We start from the raw sequence: 19,769 nt of genomic DNA on the forward strand, positions 1-19,769 counted from the left end.
AAGTGTTCAGCGGTAATTTCGAAGGTTAATTAACCAATACAAATACTAACTAAGCAAAAATAGCCGGGGATAATCAAATTGCCAATTTTATAGCGTTAGCGAATTGAGTATGGATGCACCATTGAACGGTTGCGACCGTCTGATTTCGCTTGATACAACGCACTATCAGCCAAGGCAACAGCCGATTCCATTTCATCATCAGGTGTAGGAATGTAAGAGATAATACCAATACTCACCGTGATGAATTCAGAGACTGTCGACTTCTCATGCGCAAGTTCCAATTTTAGGACTTCATCATGAATACGCTGCGCCACCAGCTGAGCACCTTCGGTCGTTGTATTTGGCAGAATAAAGCCGAACTCTTCACCACCATAACGAGCCACACAATCAGATGAACGATTCAACACCTGCTTAAATGCCTGAGAAACCTGAATCAAAGCATCATCGCCTTGTTGGTGTCCGTAAAAGTCGTTGTAGCCTTTAAAGAAGTCGATATCACATAGCATGATCGTCAGTGGCAGCTTCTCACGCACATGATAATGCCACAGTGTAGAGAGCTGTTCATCGAAACGACGTCGGTTAGACACTTTAGTCAGGCTATCCATAAAGCTGAGGCGTTCAAGTTCAAGGTTGGCTTCTTCAAGCTTTTGTTCTGCTAGATAACGCTCTGTAATATCACGCGCCATGATCAACACACCATTAGTGCTCGATGCTGGATCTCTAAACGGTGATTTGACTACATCATACCAAGTAAATGTTCCATCACTTGAGACCACTTTGTCGATATAACGCAGTGATTTACTTTGATGAAGCACTTGATGATCGGTTTCTGATATTCGCGTATAGATGCTATGTGGCACCACATCTTGTAAACGTTTACCGATCAAGTCACTGACTTCAGAGATACCCAGCGCAGCCACAAATGGTTTATTACACGCTTGATAAACCATGTTTTCATTAAAGATACCAATCGAGTCTGGGCTGGCCTCCAGGAGGTTTTGCAAGATGGTGTCACGCTGCGCAAGTGCCACTTCGGTATCTTTTCGCTTCTCCATCTCGCCACGCAGTTTCTGCTGCATGTCATGCCAATCGGTCACATCATGACTAATAGAGAGCGTGCCGATGGTTTCTCCATCTTGGGAAAGCAGCACACTTTGGTAGGTTTCAAGCAAGCAGCTTTTTCCATCTTGATCTGTAGTCCAAGAGCGTTCACTTACACGACCTTTTAATACTCCACCAGAAACACTCAGGGTGCCCTCTTCAGCACGACCATGCCAAAACTTTTTAAACGAGCGATTACTCGTCACTAACTGACCTTTCTGATCTTTCACGTAGATCAGCTCAGACAAAGAATCCAAAGCGGTACGAGCAACATTCAGTTCTCGAACTTCTTGGGACAGTTCTTCGTTAGTGTTTTTATAAGGTGAGGCGTGAATCATCCAAGCCTGCTTATTTCTAAAATGGATCTTACGACCGATCAAGTTGATCTTGAACGACTCAAATTCAGAAAGCGCCCACAGGGAGACCTGCTCGAAGGCTCGATAGTTGATGTGGTTGGTTAAGTAGTGACGAAAGCTGTTCTCGCTTTCCACAGTAGGAAAGCGAAAATTAACACCGATTTGGCGGATACCAAGCAACTGCATGGCTTGGCGATTGGCATAGAGTATTTCGCCACTTCGAACATCAACAAAGTAGAGTGGCGACGGGGTAGCAAGTAGAAGCGTTTCGATATGCGACTGATAACGAGAATAGAGATGCCAGCAGATGAGAGCAATCAGCAATACAACAACGATATAAATACCGTAGCCATACGCCCTGTCCCACAACCAAGTCATTACCAGTTCCATTTACTCTCAATCTATACCATAAAATCTGTTAGGGAAATGTTACCACTATTTATTGGTTTTATCTGCTGTTACCTACAGTCACCCATTTCTATTAATTGGCCGCGTTTAAAACAGGCAACGTGTACTCGAATGCAGAGCCCGTTTTGATGCCTTGAGCACCGGTTTTATCCAACGAACGACCTATTTCAGTCATCGCTAACCAGCGGTTCTCACACCATAAAGGAGAAAGTAAGGTTGGGCGTCTCGCCGCTGAAGAAACACGGTGATAAACCACGTCCGCAGGCGTGCGTTGAATGATCTCACTCGCGATATCGATGTACTCTTCAAGGCTTGGGGCTTCTAGCTTTCCTGCCTTCCACGCCTTAGCCATGGTACTGCCCTCTACTATATGAAGGCCGTGCAGCTTAATACCATCGGTGCCAACGGCTAATACCTTGTCTAAGGTTTCAAGGTTATCCGCTTTGGTTTCTTTTGGTAGACCAACAATCAGGTGAGTACACACCTTGATACCTAAAGCGCGTGCGCGTTGGGTGATCGTTTCATACACCGCAAAATCGTGGCCGCGGTTAATTCGCTTGAGGGTTTTATCATTGGCGGTTTGCAGGCCAAGCTCGAGCCAAATCTCATAGCCTTGTTTAACGTAGCCCGCTAACAGATCCAACACCGCATCAGGCACACAGTCTGGTCGCGTACCAACACAAAGGCCGACGATCTCTGCACCGGGTGCTTTTAGCGCCTCTTCATACATATTCTTGAGCACTTGCACCTCAGCATAAGTGCTGGTGTACGCCTGAAAGTAAGCCAGGTACTTCTTGGCACGAGCAATCTCACCCGCACGATCTTTTAGCTGGTCAGCAATACTTTGAATTTGAGTTTGTTCATCGGCAAAGGAAGCCACGTTACAAAACGTGCAACCTCCACGGCCAATTGTCCCGTCTCGGTTTGGGCAGCTGAAACCACCATGAAGCGTCAGCTTGTGAACCTTCTCGCCATAACGGCGTTGAAGGTCTTGGCCGATAGTATTGACCAACTCGTGTAATTGCATATTTTCAAAGCACTCAAGTAAATAAGAATGAATATCAGTCTTTTTTGAAAAAAAATTACATCCCTGCAAAATTCGACCAATTAGTTTACTCAAGGCTTTTTGCGAGCAACCTAACAAATATCAATAAACATGCAAAAAATCGGCTCTATTTGCCTAATGTTGCACATTTGTTAGGCATTAAATTCAAAATAAAACGAAAAAAATGGTCTACATGGGTCAACTTTCATTGCAATTCGCCTAGACAAAATTGTAGGATACTTACACATATTGGCTATTTTTGAGTATTTACTTACAACGAAAACTTGCTAATAAGTCGGTGATATCTAACTCCCACCTATATAAACCACTAGTTTGTGGTTAAAAATAAACAGGTATCACTAAGGATTGTTTTTCTCGCAATACTTTTCCTGCGAGATACGGAAAGGATTCAAACCGCCAGCATAGGCAGGTTTAGACCCATAAATATAAAAGGACAAGGCTGACTTTATACAAATAAGTTGCGCCTAGATTTAACTGGAAGGATGTATCTATGGTAGATCAAGAGCAGAACTCACAGGGTCTGTATACTCCTGAATTGGAGCATGACGCTTGTGGTATCGGTTTTGTTGCGCATCTAAAGAATCGCAAATCTCATGATGTAGTAACTCAAGCACTCGATATGCTTGCACGTATGGAACACCGTGGCGGCCAAGGCTGCGATCCGTGTTCTGGTGATGGTGCAGGTATCCTGCTACAGAAGCCGCACGAATTCTTACTAGAAGAAGCCGTAAAGCTTGGAATTAAGCTGCCATCTTTTGAAAAATATGGTGTTGGTGTTGTACTTTTCCCTAAAGATGAACACAAACGTGCACAGTGTCGTGACATTCTAGAACGCAATGCACAACGCCTTGAGTTAGAAGTTATCGGTTACCGTGAACTTCCAACGGACAATTCAATGATTGGTGCTGACCCACTAAGCACTGAACCTCAATTTGAACACGTATTTATTTCTGGCGGCCCTGGTATCACACCAGAAGAGCTTGAGCGTAAACTGTATGTTCTACGTAACTACACGGTTCGTGTATGCCTAGAAAGCGTTTCAAATATCGGTGATGACTTCTACATCAACTCTATGTCTTACAAGACATTGGTGTACAAAGGTCAGCTAACAACTGAACAAGTTCCTCAGTACTTCCTAGATCTGCAAAACCCAACCATGGTGACAGCTCTAGCACTAGTACACTCTCGCTTCTCTACCAATACATTCCCACGTTGGCGTCTAGCTCAGCCTTTCCGTTACATCGCGCACAATGGCGAAATCAATACGGTTCGCGGCAACCTGAACTGGATGAAAGCACGTGAAGCAATCCTAGAATCGGATCTGTTTACACAAGCTGAAATCGACATGCTGCTTCCTATCTGTCAGGAAGGTAGTTCGGATTCATCAAACTTCGATATGGCACTGGAACTACTTGTTCTTTCAGGTCGTACTCTGCCACACGCGTTGATGATGATGATCCCGGAAGCATGGCAAGAAAACAAAAACATGGATCCAACTCGTCGTGCGTTCTACCAGTACCACGCGAACGTAATGGAACCATGGGATGGCCCAGCATCAGTATGTTTCACCGATGGTGTTCAAGTAGGTGCAACACTTGACCGTAACGGTCTGCGTCCTTCTCGCTACACAGTAACTAAAGACGACTTCCTAGTAATGGCGTCTGAGTCTGGTGTTGTTGAGATTGCACCTGAAAACGTTGAGTACCGTGGTCGTCTACAACCAGGTCGTATCTTCGTTGCTGACCTTGAGCAAGGCCGCATCATTTCTGATGAAGAAGTGAAAGACAGCATTGCTAAAGCACAACCTTACGAAAAGTGGGTTGAAGAGAACCTTCTGAGCCTGAAAAAGCTACCGGATGCGAGCAACGAATTTAGCCAACCTTCTCCAGAGAAACTACTACACAAACAACAATCGTTTGGCGTGAGTTCTGAAGAAGTAAACGAAATCATTCTACCTCTTGCGAAAACAGGCTACGAGCCACTTTCTGCAATGGGTGCTGACTGGCCGCTAGCGATTCTTTCTCACCAATCGCAGCACCTTTCAAACTACTTCAAACAGTTGTTTGCACAAGTAACTAACCCGCCGATCGACCCGATTCGTGAGCGCATGGTTATGTCTCTGAACACTTACCTAGGTAAAGACCAGAACTTACTTGCTGAAACACCTGAGCACTGTCAAAAAGTAGAACTTGAGTCTCCAGTACTGTCTAACTCTGAGTTAGAAAAACTGCGTGCAATCGATAACGAGCACCTTCAGGCGAAGACGCTGGATATCGTATTCCAAGCAAATGGCGACCAAGGTAAGTTAGAGCGCGCACTTAAGCGTATCTGCCAATACGCAGAAGACGCAGTGATTGATGGCTACTCTATCATCCTACTGACAGACCGTGCGGTTAACTCTAACCATGCCGCTATTCCAGCAATGCTGGCGGTTGGCGCGGTTCACCACCACCTAATCCGTAAAGGTCTACGTGCTAAGTGTGACATCGTTGTTGAAACGGGCGACGCTCGTGAGACACACCACTTTGCAACGCTTATCGGTTATGGTGCAAACGCAGTTAACCCATACCTAGTTATTGAAACGATTGTTGAACTGCAACGTACTAAGAAGCTAGATCCAAACGTACACCCACGTGAGTTATTCGATAACTACCGTAAAGGTGTTAACGGCGGTCTACTTAAGATCTTCTCTAAGATGGGGATCTCTACGCTGCAGTCTTACCACGGTGCACAAATCTTTGAAGCACTTGGTGTTAGCAAATCAGTGGTTGAAAAATACTTCACAGGTACTGTTTCTCGTATCCAAGGTCTAACGATCGACGATATCGCGCGAGAAGTATTGGTTCGTCACCGTGTTGGTTACCCAGCTCGTGAAATTCCAGCTCAGATCCTTGATGTTGGTGGTGTTTACCAGTGGAAACAACGTGGTGAGAAACACTTATTCAACCCAGAAACGATTTCTCTACTTCAAGAATCGACGCGTAACAAAGATTACGGTCAGTTCAAGAAGTACGCAAAAGCAGTTGATGACCAAGGCGACAACGCAGCAACGCTACGTAGCCAACTGGACTTCATCAAGAACCCTGCAGGCTCTATTCCTCTAGCAGAAGTAGAACCAATCGAGAACATTCTTAAGCGTTTCGCAACCGGCGCAATGAGCTTTGGTTCAATCTCGCATGAGGCTCACTCAACACTGGCTGTTGCGATGAACCGCATTGGCGCGAAATCAAACTCAGGTGAAGGTGGTGAAGATCCAGCACGTTTCGAACGTAAAGAAAACGGCGACTGGGAACGTTCAGCAATCAAACAGGTGGCTTCTGGTCGCTTTGGTGTAACGTCTTACTACCTATCTAACGCTGATGAGCTACAAATCAAGATGGCTCAAGGTGCGAAACCGGGCGAAGGTGGTCAACTACCTGGTGATAAGGTTGATGACTGGATCGGCGCAACGCGTCACTCGACTCCGGGCGTAGGTCTAATCTCGCCACCGCCACACCACGATATCTACTCAATCGAAGATTTGGCTCAGCTGATCTACGATCTGAAAAACGCGAACCGTAACGGTCGTGTCAACGTGAAGCTAGTATCAGAAGCTGGCGTAGGTACGATTGCATCGGGTGTAGCGAAAGCGAAAGCTGACGTGGTACTTATCGCAGGTTTTGATGGTGGTACGGGTGCATCTCCGATGTCTTCTATCCGTCATACCGGTCTGCCTTGGGAGCTAGGTCTAGCGGAAACGCACCAAACACTACTGAAAAACGGCCTACGTAACCGTATCGTTGTTCAATCTGATGGTCAGATGAAAACACCACGTGATCTTGCAGTAGCAACGTTACTTGGCGCTGAAGAATGGGGCGTAGCAACAGCAGCTCTAGTGGTTGAAGGCTGTATCATGATGCGTAAGTGTCACAAGAATACATGTCCTGTTGGTATCGCTACACAGAACAAGACTCTGCGTGAACGTTTCGACGGCCGCGTAGAAGACGTAGTCACTTTCTTCCAATACATGGCTGAAGGTCTGCGTGAAGTAATGGCTGAACTTGGCTTCCGCTCTATCGATGAGATGGTAGGTCAATCGCACAAACTTAAAGTTCGTGACGACATCGGCCACTGGAAGTACAAGAACCTAGATCTAACACCTGTACTGCACATTGAGCAGGCTCGTGAAGAAGATGGTATCTACAACCAGACACAACAAAACCACAACCTAGAAGACGTTCTAGACCGCAAGTTGATTCAAGCGGCAATTCCAGCGCTTGAGAAAGGTGAAACCGTGAATGCGACCTTCCCTATCATCAACACAGACCGCTCTGCGGGTACCATGCTGTCGAACGAAATCTCGAAGGTTTACAAAGACCAAGGTTTACCACAGCCAATGAACGTTAAGTTCCACGGTAGTGCTGGCCAATCTTTCGGTGCGTTCCTTGCGAAAGGCGTTAAGTTCGAAGTAGAAGGCGACGCGAACGATTACTGGGGTAAAGGTCTGTCTGGCGGTACTTTGGTACTGTACCCAGATGCGAAGTCTTCTATCGTTGCTGAAGATAACATCGTGGTTGGTAACGTATGTTTCTACGGTGCAACCTCAGGTGAATCTTTCATTCGCGGTATGGCTGGTGAACGTTTCTGTGTTCGTAACTCAGGTGCGAAGGTTGTTGTTGAGGGCGTTGGTGACCACGGTTGTGAATACATGACTGGCGGTGTTGCCGTTATCCTTGGCTCAACAGGTCGTAACTTTGCTGCGGGTATGAGTGGCGGTGTCGCTTATGTTTGGGACAAAGCTGGTGACTTCGAAACCAAGCTTAACCCAGAACTTGTAGACCTAGATCCAATTGAACAAGAAGATAAAGATCTTCTACTAGATATGCTAACCAAGCACGTTGAATTCACAGGAAGTGAAGTTGCTCAGTCTTTCCTAGACAACTTTGAAGCAAGTATTGCATCACTGATTAAAGTTATGCCACGCGACTACAAAGCAGTTCTTGAGAAGCGTAAAGCTGAAGCACAACAGGCACAAACGGAAGAAGTGGAGGCAGTATAATGGGTAAGCCTACTGGATTTTTAGAACACGGTCGCGAGCTTCCAAAGAAGCTCGACCCGTCAGTTCGTATTGAAGACAACAAAGAGTTCGTACTTAACGAAGAGTTTGGTGACAAGATCAATACTCAAGCATCTCGTTGTATGGACTGTGGCGTACCTTTCTGTCACAGCGGTTGTCCGATTGGTAACATCATCCCAGAATTCAATGACGCGGTTTACCGTGACAGCTGGGAAGAAGCTTGGAACATCCTAAGCTCGACCAATAACTTCCCTGAGTTTACCGGTCGTGTGTGCCCTTCTCCGTGTGAGAGTGCTTGTGTACTAGGTATTAACCAAGACCCAATCACCATCTGTAATATCGAGAAAACGATCGTCGAAACTGCGTACCGTGAAGGGTACGCAAAACCGAAAACACCTCGCTCTCGCACAGGTAAAACCGTGGCGATTGTTGGCTCTGGCCCTGCTGGCTTGGCCGCAGCCGAGCAGCTAAACAGCGCAGGTCATTCGGTGACGGTATTTGAACGTGACGAAAAAGTTGGCGGCCTACTGCGTTTCGGTATCCCAGATTTCAAACTGGGTATGGACGTGATTGATCGTAAGATCAACTTAATGGCTGAAGCTGGCGTTGAGTTTAAAGTTAACCAACACATCGGTGTTGATGTTAATGCTCAACAGTTACGCCAAGAGTTTGATGTGGTATTGCTAACGGGTGGTTCTACGGTTCCACGCGACTTGCCAATCCCTGGTCGTGAGTTGAAAGGCGTTCACTTTGCCATGGAATTCCTTGGTCAAAACAACCGCCGTGCTAACAACCTAGATCTTAAAACAGAAGAGATTCACGCTAAAGATAAGCACGTTGTGGTTATCGGTGGTGGTGATACTGGCTCTGACTGTGTGGGTACATCAAACCGTCATAAGGCAGCGAGCATTACTCAGGTTGAGATCATGCCGATCCCACCAGAGAAGCGCCCTGCAAACATGCCTTGGCCTCAATACCCAATGATCATGAAAACCACCACTTCTCACGAAGAAGGTTGTGAACGTCACTGGAACATCTTAACCAAAGAGTTCATCGGTAACGAGCAAGGTCAAGTGACGGGTCTACGTATTGCTGACATCGTTTGGCAAGATGCGAAACCAGGTGAGCGTCCAGGCTTTGATGAAGTCGCGAACTCTGAACGTGTTATTCCTTGTGACATGGCATTCCTAGCAATGGGCTTCTTACACCCGGAGCCAACCGGCGTGCTTGCTCAACTAGACATTAAACTGGACGAGCGCGGTAACGTCGCTTCTGAAGGTTTTGCAACGAACCAGAAAGGCGTTTTCGCTGCTGGTGATATGCGTACTGGTCAATCTCTAGTTGTACGTTGTATTAATGAAGGTCGTGAATGTGCAATTGCCATTGATGACTTCTTAATGGGTAACTCAAACTTAGAAGCGAAAGCTGATTCACTCATGCTTTCCGCATAATATTTCTCGGGCTAACGTCAATTACGTTAGCCTAGAGGAAAAGCAATACCCTTCCTAACTTTTATATTTGGCTAGCACTCGATGCTAGCCTTTTTTCTATCTGGCATTTGTCGTTTTCAAAATCATCCTGTTGTATATGTTAAATCTCGTTAACATTAACCTTATATATCTCATTGATATCCATCGACTATTTTAGATTATTAAGTGGCTAATCGCGTTTATGCATGATAATTAACCATGAACTTGACCTTAAACACAATTAGCTATACGTTGTAAAGCTGATGAAAATAAAATCAATCGGTTTTGTTAACACAACCAATAACGTTTTAACTGGCTAAAGCAAACTATCAGTTTATAAAAAACAACAAGTATATGAATAGTTAGTCATTTACTGTCTGGATGACAGAGAAGCAAAAGGGAGAATTGCAATGGCTCTATATGATCCTAGTCTTGAAAAAGACAACTGTGGATTTGGTTTAATAGCGCAAATGGAAGGCCAACCTAGTCATAAGTTGGTAAGAACTGCTATTTCAGCCCTCGATCGCATGACACACCGTGGTGGTATCGCTGCGGATGGTAAAACCGGGGATGGCTGTGGCTTATTACTACAGAAGCCTGACTCTTATCTCAGAATTATTGCTGAAGAGAATAACTTCAAGCTCGGCAAGCAATACGCTGTCGGCATGATTTTCTTCAGCCAAGAGCCAATCAAAGCGCAATCCGCGCAAGACATCGTCAATAAAGAGCTCGCTCAAGAGACCTTAACGGTTGCAGGTTGGCGCGTAGTACCGACCAACACCGACGTATTAGGTCCGATTGCCAAAGATTCAGTTCCCAATATTCAGCAAGTGTTTATCTCGGCCCCCGCGGGTTGGCGTGAACGCGATATTGAACGACGCCTTTATATTGCTCGTCGCAGAATTGAAAAACAGATCACCGAAGACAAAGATTTCTATATTTGTAGCCTTTCGACACAAGTCATGGTTTACAAAGGTCTGTGTATGCCGGCCGATCTTCCGCGATTTTACCTCGATCTTGCAGACTTACGCATGGAATCGGCGATATGTCTGTTCCACCAGCGTTTCTCAACCAATACTCAGCCACGTTGGCCACTGGCTCAACCATTCCGCTATTTAGCGCACAATGGTGAGATCAATACCATTGAAGGTAACCGACAATGGGCTAAGGCTCGTGCCTATAAATTCTCTTCGCCGTTGCTGCCAGATTTACAAACCGCCGCACCCTTTGTGAATGAGACAGGCTCAGATTCATCAAGCCTAGATAACATGCTCGACCTGTTCCTTGCCGGTGGTATGGATGTGTTCCGAGCGATGCGCATGCTTGTGCCGCCCGCTTGGCAAAACCACCCAGATATGGACCCAGATCTACGTGCATTCTACGACTTCAACTCAAAGCACATGGAACCGTGGGATGGTCCTGCTGGTATCGTACTTTCAGATGGTCGTTACGCTGCGTGTAACCTAGATAGAAACGGCCTGCGTCCTGCGCGTTATGTGATTACCAAAGACAATCTAATCACGCTCGCATCAGAAGTCGGTATCTGGAACTATGCACCGGATGAAGTCGCAGAGAAAGGCCGTGTTGGCCCGGGCGAACTGTTGGTAATAGATACTCGCCGCGGCAAGCTATGGCAATCTAATGAGATCGACAATGACCTCAAAGGCCGCCACCCATATAAAGAGTGGATGGAAAAGAACGTTCACAAGTTAACGCCATTTTCTGCGCTGCAAGATGACCAAGTGGGTAAGCGTAGCTTTGACGATGATACGCTCAAGACCTACCAAAAACAGTTTGCGATGAGCAACGAAGAGTCCGACCAAGTGCTGCGTGTGCTTGGTGATATGGGGCAAGAAGCAGTGGGCTCAATGGGCGACGACACGCCAATGGCTGTGCTCTCTTCAAAAGAACGCTTGGTCACTGATTACTTCCGTCAAAAGTTTGCACAAGTCACCAACCCACCGATTGATCCATTGCGTGAAAAACACGTGATGTCTTTGGCGACCAGTATTGGTAAAGAGATGAACGTGTTCTGTGAAACAGACGGTCACGCCTATCGTGTCACGTTTGATTCACCAGTACTGCTTTACTCAGACATGCAGCAGCTTCTGCAGTTGAGTCAAAAACATTATCGTCATGTCATTCTCAGCATGCACTACGACCCGAATAACCAAGATCTAGAACAAGCAATCAAAGCAGTATGTGATAGCGCCGAACAAGAAGTCAGCGAAGGTGCGGTTTTAGTTGTGCTGTCGGACAAAGGTTTAGAGAAAGGAAAACTACCGATCCCTGCAGCCATGTTGGTTGGTGCGGTGCAAACAAGGCTTGCTGACACCAACCTGCGTTGTGATGCCAACATCGTTGTTGAGACAGCAACTGCGCGCGACCCACACCAATTTGCTGTGCTGCTTGGCTTCGGTGCAACCGCGGTTTACCCATACCTCGCTTATGAAGCGTTAGGTAAAATGTTGGATGATGGCTCTTTAGATAAAGATTATCGTGCCGCAATGCAAAATTACCAAAACGGCATCAACAAAGGTCTGTACAAGATCATGTCGAAGATGGGAATTTCAACCATTGCCTCTTATCGCTGTTCACAGCTTTTCGAAGCCGTTGGCCTTCATTCCGATGTTGTTGAGCTCTGTTTCCGCGGAGTTACCACTCGAATCCAAGGCGCAAGCTTTAGCGATTTCCAACAAGATATCTATAACTTATCGCGTAAAGCCTGGACTAAGCGTAAGCCAATCGAGCACGGTGGTTTACTCAAATACGTACACGGCGGCGAATATCACGCCTATAACCCTGATGTGGTTGGCACTCTGCAAACTGCAGTAAAAACAGGTGAGACATCGGATTATCTCTCTTTTGCTAAGCAAGTAAATGCTCGTCCAGCTGCGATGTTACGCGACTTAATGAGCCTCAAAAAAGCCGATCAGCCTCTACCACTAGAGCAAGTCGAGCCTAACAGCGATCTGTTTAAACGCTTCGACTCTGCGGCAATGTCGATCGGTGCTTTGAGCCCAGAAGCGCATGAAGCATTAGCAATGGCGATGAACCGCTTGGGTGGTTACTCAAACTCTGGTGAAGGTGGTGAAGACCCTCGACGCTTTGGTACTGACCGTAACTCTCGTATCAAGCAGATAGCTTCCGGTCGTTTTGGTGTGACGCCACATTACTTAACCAATGCGGATGTTTTGCAGATCAAGGTCGCGCAAGGTGCGAAGCCTGGAGAAGGTGGTCAACTGCCCGGCCATAAAGTTACCGCAGAAATCGCTAAGCTGAGATATTCAGTTCAAGGGGTGACACTGATCTCCCCTCCTCCACATCACGATATTTATTCTATCGAGGATCTAGCGCAGCTGATTTTCGACCTTAAACAAGTGAACCCTAAAGCCTTGGTTTCAGTAAAGTTAGTATCGGAACCGGGTGTAGGCACGATTGCAACTGGTGTAGCGAAAGCCTATGCCGATCTGATCACCATTTCTGGCTACGATGGCGGTACCGCGGCAAGCCCTCTAACCTCGGTAAAATACGCAGGTTGCCCTTGGGAGCTTGGCTTAGCAGAAACTCAACAAGCACTGGTTGCTAACGGGCTTCGTCATAAGATCCGCCTGCAAGTCGATGGTGGTTTAAAAACTGGCCTTGATGTGATTAAAGGTGCGATTCTCGGTGCAGAAAGCTTTGGTTTTGGTACCGCGCCAATGGTCGCAATGGGTTGTAAGTTCTTACGAATTTGTCACCTAAACAACTGTGCGACGGGTGTTGCGACTCAAGATGAAACACTACGCCGCGAATACTTCAAAGGCCTGCCAGACATGGTGGTGAACTACTTTACAGGCCTAGCCGATGAAGTTCGCCAATACCTTGCAGAACTCGGCGTAGAAAAACTCACGGACCTGATTGGTCGTACTGACTTACTTGAAGCCGTTCAAGGCCTCACCGCGAAACAGAACAAGCTCGATCTCTCTTCAATACTCGAAGCTCCGGTATCTCCAGAAGGTCACCCACTGTTTTGGACCGAGCCAAACGCACCATTTGATAAAGCTCAGCTCAACCAGCAGATTCTGGATGATGCACTCGATGCAATTGAGAAACGTCAATCCACCAGCCTTTACTACAACGTGATCAACACAGACCGCTCGATTGGTGCTCGTATCTCTGGTGAAATTGCTAAGCGATACGGCAACCAAGGGATGGCAGGTTCACCAATCAAGTTATATCTCGACGGTACAGCAGGCCAATCTTTTGCGGTTTGGAACGCAGGCGGCGTTGAGCTTTACCTAACAGGCGATGCCAATGACTATGTTGGCAAAGGCATGGCTGGCGGCAAAGTGGTTATCAAGCCTCACCAAGGCACCGCATTTACTTGTAACGAAGCGACCATCATAGGCAACACCTGTCTGTATGGCGCAACTGGAGGCAAGCTGTTTGCAGCTGGTACGGCTGGCGAACGATTTGGCGTACGTAACTCAGGTACGGTTGCTGTGATTGAAGGCGCTGGTGACAACGCCTGTGAATACATGACCGGCGGTATTGTTGCCATTCTTGGCGCAACTGGCGTCAACTTCGGTGCGGGTATGACAGGTGGCTTCGCTTATGTCATGGATAAGAACGAAGACTTCCAAGGTCGAGTAAATAACGAGTCGGTCGAGGCACTTTCTCTGTCTGACTTATTTATCCACCAAGAACATCTGCGTGGCTTAATTGCAGAGCACTTAGAAGAGACTGGCTCAGTACACGCTGAAGCTATTCTGGCGAACTTTGATGAATGGATTCCAAAGTTCTACCTAGTGAAGCCAAAGACGGCGGATCTGAACACCTTGCTCGGCCACCAAAGCCGCAGCTCAGCTGAACTTCGTGTTCAAGCGCAATAATTGGAAGGAGCCAATAATGAGCCAGAATGTATACCAATTTATTGATGTGAATCGCGTAGACCCAGCGAAGAAACCAATCAAGATACGTAAGATTGAGTTTGTAGAGATCTACGAACCTTTCACTAAACAGCAAGCGAAAGCGCAAGCAGACCGTTGTTTAGACTGTGGTAACCCATACTGTGAATGGAAATGTCCTGTTCACAACTACATCCCTCAGTGGCTTAAGCTTGCCAATGAAGGGCGCATTATCGAAGCCGCTGAACTGTCTCACCAAACCAACAGCCTGCCTGAGGTTTGCGGTCGAGTTTGCCCTCAAGACCGCTTGTGTGAGGGCTCTTGTACCCTCAATGACGATTTCGGTGCCGTAACCATTGGCAATATTGAAAAGTACATTACCGACAAAGCCTTTGAGATGGGTTGGAAGCCTGACATGTCTCACGTTGAGTGGACTGATAAAAAGGTCGCGATCATCGGTGCGGGGCCAGCAGGTCTAGCGGCGGCTGACATCCTAGTTCGTAATGGCGTAAAAGCCGTTGTATTTGACCGCTATCCGGAGATCGGTGGCCTACTGACGTTTGGTATTCCATCGTTCAAGCTTGAGAAAGGCATCATGGAAAATCGTCGCCGTATCTTTAGTGGTATGGGTGTCGAATTTAAGATGAATACCGAAGTCGGTAAAGACGTTCAACTACAACAACTGGTCGATGACTACGATGCTGTCTTCTTAGGTGTCGGTACCTATAAAAACATGCGTGCTGGGTTAGATAACGAAGACGCACCGGGCGTTTATGATGCACTGCCATTCCTTGTTTCCAATACCTACAAGGTCATGGAACTGGATAACCCAACACCATTCATCGACATGAAAGGCAAAAAAGTGGTTGTGCTCGGTGGTGGTGATACGGCGATGGACTGTGTCCGAACTTCGATTCGTCAGCATGCAGCTAATGTTGTTTGTGCTTATCGCCGAGATGAAGCGAATATGCCGGGCTCTCGCCGTGAGGTGAAGAATGCGCGTGAAGAGGGTGTGAAGTTCAAGTTCAACCTCCAACCTATTGGCTTAGAGCTTAACAGCGCTGGTCATGTGGTTGGCGTTAAATTCGTGAAAACCGCTTTGGGTGAACCTGATGAAGCAGGTCGCCGTCGCCCGGAACCTGTAGAAGGTAGTGAGCATGTTCTTGAAGCCGATGCTGTGATCATGGCATTTGGTTTCCAACCTCATGCGATGGAATGGCTAGAACCCTTCGGTGTGGAACTCGATCAGTGGGGTCGTATCAAGGCTCCCGGTAAACAAGAGTTTCAATACCAAACCACCAACAGCAAGATCTTTGCAGGTGGCGATGCGGTTCGAGGATCTGACTTGGTAGTAACCGCTATCGATGAGGGCCGTAAAGCCGCAGAAGGGATCTTAGATTACCTAGAAGTGTGACTAATCTAAAGTTTCCTCTATTAATCAATCCATTACTATAAAAAGAGGATCCGCATATGGATCCTTTTTTAAGTTCGATACGTTTTACCAACGGCATAACAAAGAATACGTAAAACAATCGTAAATTAACAAATACCGAGAACTACAATTAAAATTAAAACAACGCCATAGGAAACACTATGAAAAAAGCCGCTCTCCTCTCTCTATCTCTTTTGACTTTAACCGCTTGCAGCCAAGGAATCACGGACATGAAAGACAGAACTTCATCACCTTGTGGAGACAAACCAAACTGCGTATCAACTCAAGATGACCGTGAGCAGCACGCATTGGCCGCGTTTGAGTTGTCAGATTCAGCGAACTTGGATGCGATTGAGCAGGTTGCACTAACCTTACCGGGATCGAAAACCGCGAGTAAAACAGAAGATTATCTGCGTGTTGAATGTACCTCTCGCATCATGCGTTTTGTCGATGACTTAGAGCTTAAGATCACGGATGGCAAACTGATCGTGCGTTCAGAGTCTCGTACTGGCCATTCTGATTTTGGCGTAAACCGAAAACGAGCTGAACAACTTCGTGCTAGCTTGAAAAGCGAAGGCCTAATCAAATAGATAAAAGAATACGCAGATAAATCACTACTATTCGGATGAGAAGTGCCTCTGGGCAGTCGCTCGACACTTCTTATCCATGCTACAATTTCGCTCTACTGTTTAAATATTATTTATTAAGAGACTACACATGAAAATCGGCATCATTGGCGCAATGGAGCAAGAAGTTGCGATCCTAAAAGCAGCAATTTCAGACATTACTGAAGTTAATAAAGGCGGTTGTACCTTTTTCTCTGGTCAGCTAAATGGTGTTGACGTTGTTTTGCTTCAATCTGGCATTGGTAAAGTAGCAGCGGCTGTTGGTACTTCAATCCTACTAAGCGAATACCAACCAGATGTCGTTCTTAACACGGGCTCTGCTGGCGGTTTTGATTCAACACTGAACCTTGGCGATGTGGTTATCTCAACTGAAGTTCGACACCACGATGCAGACGTTACAGCTTTCGGTTACGAAATCGGCCAAATGGCAGGTCAACCTGCAGCGTTCAAAGCTGACGACAAGCTGATGGCTGTTGCAGAACAAGCACTAGCACAAATGGAAGATAAGCACGCCGTTCGTGGCCTTATCTGTACTGGCGACGCATTTGTTTGTACAGCAGAACGCCAAGAGTTCATCCGTAAGCACTTCCCATCAGTGGTAGCTGTAGAGATGGAAGCATCGGCTATCGCTCAAGCTTGTCACCAATTCCAAGTACCATTCGTGGTTGTTCGTGCAATCTCTGATGTTGCAGACAAAGAATCACCAATGAGCTTCGAAGAGTTCCTGCCACTAGCAGCGCAAAGCTCTTCTGAAATGGTTATCAAGATGGTTGCCCTACTAAAGTAAGCGACTAGACATGCAAACACTGTTTGATCAGGTATTTGCAAATGGCGTGCTCCTTGTGATGTGGGGAGCACTGCTTTTTCATTTAATTTTACCTATCCCCCATGCCGCACACCCCACGACCTTATGGCATAAGTTTGCTGAGCTTTTAGCAAGCAAGGTTAATAACAACCACAACTATTCCCAAAGCTTAATCTCAGGTACATTAGCTTGGGGGTTAATGGTACTGCCAACTCTGGTTATTCTCTTGGCACTGCAATCGTTGGTTTGGCAATCTCAACTGTTTGAATTGGCACTGTTATTACTCGCGATTGATTGGCGCAATAATGAAAAGCTGGCTAACCAACTGATCAAAGCACTTGGCCGAGAAGATAAAGCGGCCGCTCGTCAGTTACTGGCTCCGATTGTCAATCGTCAAACCGAATCACTTTCGTCACTTGGCCTCGGCAAAGCCGCCACAGAAACCATCATCATGGGTTACGCTCGTAACGTAGTTTGTGTGTTTTTCTGGTACGCCATTGGTGGTGGAATCGCTGCGTTAATGTATCGCCTTGTGGTCGAGTTAGCTCGAGCTTGGTCGCCAAGTCGCAAGCAATTTTCTCCGTTCGGCTCAACGGCGATCAAGATAGTCGCGATTCTCGAATTTATACCGATGCGTTTGTTTGCTTTGATGATCGTATGTGGTGATAAAGCAACGCACACATTTAAGATGATGTTAGTCCAAAGTCGCTCTTGGCCACTACCCGGCCCAGCCTGGTTGATCACGGCTGTTGGCAACAAGCTTGAACTATCATTGGGTGGCCCTGCGATTTACGACAACACTAAAGCCATTCGCGCAAAATTAGGCGGAAGAATCGCACCGTCAGCTCTGCATCTATCTCAGGTTCAGAAACTACTCTTTGGTCGCATCGCTATCTGGATCTTTTTACAAAGCCTAGCCTTACTATTTATTCACCAAGGGATTTAGAGTGGAATCTTCAGCACTTGTTACAAGCCTTACTATTTTGTCTTCCAGCTTATGGCTGCCTTTATCATTTGCAGAAGAAGTACCACTGACTCAAGAACAAGTACAGCCGGCTCAACGCGTGGTCAGCCTTGCTCCTCATGCCACTGAACTCGCGTACAGCGCAGGTTTAGGTAACAACCTTGTCGCCGTAAGTGAACGAAGTGATTACCCACCACAAGCCGATAAGCTTGAAAAAGTGGCAAACTATCAAGGTATCAAGGTTGAGAAGATCATCGCACTTCAGCCTGATTTGATTCTTGCGTGGCCAGCGGGAAACCCGCCCAGAGAGCTCGCGAAACTAGAGCAATTTGGTTTTAATATTTACTACTCCAAGACCAAAAGCCTAGACAGTATCGCAACCAATATTGAACAACTGAGCGAATACGCTAGCGATCCAAGCATTGGCGAAAATAACGCTCAGCAATACAGAGAGCAGCTCAACGCGTTGAGACTAGAATACAAAGATGCCGAGCCAGTAAACTACTTCTACCAGCTCAGTGAAAAGCCGATCATCACTGTTGCTCAAGGACACTGGCCAAGTGAGGTGTTTGAGTTTTGTGGTGGACACAATATTTTTGAAGACAGCGCCTCGCCATATCCGCAAGTTGGTATTGAACAAGTTGTATTAAGAAAACCGCAAGTGATTTTCACTTCTCAGCACGCGATTGAGAATGGAACCATGTGGCAAACATGGGAAGATGAAATCCCAGCAGTCGCTCAAAATCAGATTTGGTCCCTCAATTCAGACTGGATTAATCGCCCGACAACGAGAACTTTGAAAGCGATCCAACAAGTGTGCGATTTCTTCGATAGAGCTAGGCAAAATCACTAACTATTTGCTGCGTTTTTTCGTACAATTCGCCACCGACCTGTCCCTACAATTTTAACTATAAGAGCACCAGTATCATGGACTCCATGCTGCTTTATATTATCGATTTATTTGGCACTGCCATCTTTGCCGTCTCAGGCGTATTTGTCGCTGGCCGTCTTAAGATGGATCCCTTTGGCGTCGCCGTTCTAGGCAGTGTAACCGCGATTGGCGGCGGCACAATTCGTGACATGGCATTGGGTGCAACTCCCGTGTTTTGGATCACCGATACCACCTACCTTTGGGTCATCATCATCACCTGTTTGCTGACCATGATTATTGTAAGACGCCCGAAACGTCTGGCTTGGTGGATATTGCCGGTATGTGATGCGATTGGCCTAGCGGTGTTTGTTGGCATTGGTGTAGAAAAAGCACTTATCTATCAAGATTCAGCACTAGTGGCGATCATCATGGGTGTCATCACCGGCTGCGGTGGCGGTATTATCCGCGACGTACTTGCCCGTGAAGTGCCTATGATTCTAAGAAGTGAAGTCTACGCGACCGCTTGTATCATTGGTGGTACTTTCCATACCATGGCGATCAGCATGGGGCACGATTCAGAAACTGCATTTCTGGCCGGCGTGTTCTCAACACTATTGATAAGGCTTGGCGCTATTCGTTGGCATTTATCATTGCCGACCTTCGCCATCAAATAAGCTAACGTTACAAAGTGAAAGGCTCCCTAGGGCTGTCTCTTATACACAAATC

Annotated in this window: 11 protein-coding genes; 9 read left to right on the forward strand and 2 right to left on the reverse strand. The window is 46.6% G+C overall.

The window, feature by feature from the left end; translation table 11 throughout:
• Positions 1–95: 95 nt before the first annotated feature.
• Complete coding sequence (locus AB4161_RS12085; protein WP_372083385.1) at positions 96–1,847, reverse strand: diguanylate cyclase domain-containing protein; 1,752 nt, start codon at positions 1,845–1,847, stop codon at positions 96–98.
• A 91-nt stretch (positions 1,848–1,938) separates the two neighbouring features.
• Positions 1,939–2,892: a TIGR01212 family radical SAM protein gene (locus AB4161_RS12090; protein WP_017059306.1), complete on the reverse strand. Its 954-nt coding sequence runs from the start codon at positions 2,890–2,892 to the stop codon at positions 1,939–1,941.
• A 529-nt stretch (positions 2,893–3,421) separates the two neighbouring features.
• Between AB4161_RS12090 and gltB (AB4161_RS12095) the strand changes: the two genes are divergently transcribed.
• The 9 genes from gltB (AB4161_RS12095) (at position 3,422) to AB4161_RS12135 (ending at position 19,717) form a co-directional block, all read left to right on the forward strand.
• Positions 3,422–7,969 carry a glutamate synthase large subunit gene (gene gltB, locus AB4161_RS12095; RefSeq protein ID WP_372083386.1) on the forward strand — a complete coding sequence of 1,516 codons (4,548 nt, stop codon included), beginning with the start codon at positions 3,422–3,424 and terminating at the stop codon, positions 7,967–7,969.
• The gene (locus AB4161_RS12100; protein WP_136981995.1) at positions 7,969–9,438 is read left to right on the forward strand and encodes a glutamate synthase subunit beta; all 1,470 of its coding nucleotides are present in this window, start codon (positions 7,969–7,971) and stop codon (positions 9,436–9,438) included. Before gltB (AB4161_RS12095) ends, AB4161_RS12100 begins: the two co-directional genes overlap by 1 nt.
• Positions 9,439–9,866: 428 nt before the next feature.
• A complete protein-coding gene (gltB, locus tag AB4161_RS12105; RefSeq protein ID WP_372083387.1) occupies positions 9,867–14,330 on the forward strand; it encodes a glutamate synthase large subunit in 4,464 nt (1,487 codons plus the stop codon).
• A 16-nt stretch (positions 14,331–14,346) separates the two neighbouring features.
• Positions 14,347–15,759 (forward strand): FAD-dependent oxidoreductase, encoded by a 1,413-nt coding sequence (locus tag AB4161_RS12110; protein WP_102398270.1) that lies wholly within the window; start codon positions 14,347–14,349, stop codon positions 15,757–15,759.
• Positions 15,760–15,938: 179 nt separating this feature from the next.
• Entirely contained in the window at positions 15,939–16,367 is a 429-nt protein-coding gene (locus AB4161_RS12115; RefSeq protein ID WP_017070085.1) for a DUF1499 domain-containing protein, read from the forward strand.
• A 127-nt stretch (positions 16,368–16,494) separates the two neighbouring features.
• Positions 16,495–17,190, forward strand: coding sequence for a 5'-methylthioadenosine/S-adenosylhomocysteine nucleosidase (gene mtnN / locus AB4161_RS12120; RefSeq protein ID WP_012603226.1), 696 nt, complete (start codon positions 16,495–16,497; stop codon positions 17,188–17,190).
• A 10-nt stretch (positions 17,191–17,200) separates the two neighbouring features.
• Positions 17,201–18,154, forward strand: coding sequence for a cobalamin biosynthesis family protein (locus AB4161_RS12125; protein ID WP_229647462.1), 954 nt, complete (start codon positions 17,201–17,203; stop codon positions 18,152–18,154).
• A 1-nt stretch (position 18,155) separates the two neighbouring features.
• Complete coding sequence (gene btuF / locus AB4161_RS12130; RefSeq protein ID WP_372083388.1) at positions 18,156–19,025, forward strand: vitamin B12 ABC transporter substrate-binding protein BtuF; 870 nt, start codon at positions 18,156–18,158, stop codon at positions 19,023–19,025.
• Between the two features lie 74 nt (positions 19,026–19,099).
• Positions 19,100–19,717: a TRIC cation channel family protein gene (locus AB4161_RS12135; RefSeq protein ID WP_017062893.1), complete on the forward strand. Its 618-nt coding sequence runs from the start codon at positions 19,100–19,102 to the stop codon at positions 19,715–19,717.
• Positions 19,718–19,769: the final 52 nt, after the last annotated feature.

Origin of the sequence: Vibrio sp. 10N.286.51.E5 (assembly GCF_041469125.1) — a bacterium.
Classification (GTDB): Bacteria; Pseudomonadota; Gammaproteobacteria; order Enterobacterales; family Vibrionaceae; genus Vibrio; species Vibrio crassostreae_C.

Excerpts from the sequence above, each read along its gene's own strand:
- mtnN (WP_012603226.1), top strand. The coding sequence starts at position 16,495 with ATGAAAATCGGCATCATTGGCGCAATGGAGCAAGAAGTTGCGATCCTA.
- AB4161_RS12115 (WP_017070085.1), top strand. The coding sequence starts at position 15,939 with ATGAAAAAAGCCGCTCTCCTCTCTCTATCTCTTTTGACTTTAACCGCT.
- AB4161_RS12085 (WP_372083385.1), bottom strand. The coding sequence starts at position 1,847 with ATGGAACTGGTAATGACTTGGTTGTGGGACAGGGCGTATGGCTACGGT.
- AB4161_RS12090 (WP_017059306.1), bottom strand. The coding sequence starts at position 2,892 with ATGCAATTACACGAGTTGGTCAATACTATCGGCCAAGACCTTCAACGC.
- gltB (WP_372083386.1), top strand. The coding sequence starts at position 3,422 with ATGGTAGATCAAGAGCAGAACTCACAGGGTCTGTATACTCCTGAATTG.
- AB4161_RS12125 (WP_229647462.1), top strand. The coding sequence starts at position 17,201 with ATGCAAACACTGTTTGATCAGGTATTTGCAAATGGCGTGCTCCTTGTG.
- AB4161_RS12135 (WP_017062893.1), top strand. The coding sequence starts at position 19,100 with ATGGACTCCATGCTGCTTTATATTATCGATTTATTTGGCACTGCCATC.
- gltB (WP_372083387.1), top strand. The coding sequence starts at position 9,867 with ATGGCTCTATATGATCCTAGTCTTGAAAAAGACAACTGTGGATTTGGT.
- AB4161_RS12110 (WP_102398270.1), top strand. The coding sequence starts at position 14,347 with ATGAGCCAGAATGTATACCAATTTATTGATGTGAATCGCGTAGACCCA.
- AB4161_RS12100 (WP_136981995.1), top strand. The coding sequence starts at position 7,969 with ATGGGTAAGCCTACTGGATTTTTAGAACACGGTCGCGAGCTTCCAAAG.